This window comes from Halomonas sp. ND22Bw, assembly GCF_003011945.1.
GTDB classification, from domain to species: domain Bacteria; phylum Pseudomonadota; class Gammaproteobacteria; order Pseudomonadales; family Halomonadaceae; genus Halomonas; species Halomonas halophila.
Genome location: NZ_PXWD01000615.1, coordinates 1 through 287 on the forward strand (window position 1 = coordinate 1; position 287 = coordinate 287).

The 287-nt window shown below is 68.6% G+C and carries 1 pseudogene; it reads right to left on the reverse strand.

Annotated elements, in window-relative coordinates:
- Positions 1–266: pseudogene (locus CVH10_RS19620) on the reverse strand (branched-chain amino acid ABC transporter permease); the annotation flags it as partial.
- Positions 267–287 lie beyond the last annotated feature (21 nt).

Below are 287 nucleotides of genomic sequence, written 5' to 3' on the forward strand. Positions count from 1 at the left end.
ACCACCAGCGCGTACAGCGCCGCGCTGCCCATGGCCAGCGGCAGCAGCCCCGCGATCGAGCCGCCCTCGGCGCCCGAGGCGAGCACCGTCGCATAGGCGCCGATGCCATAGAAGGCCGCATGGCCGAGGCTCACGAGCCCGGTCATGCCGACCAGCAGTTCGAGGCTCAGCGCGAAGATCGACAGGATCATCACCTTGACGACGAGGTCGGACGCATACGGCCCCAGCAGCGGCCCGGCCGCGGCCAGCAGCAGGGCGCAGATCAAAGGAATCCAGGCAGACAAATT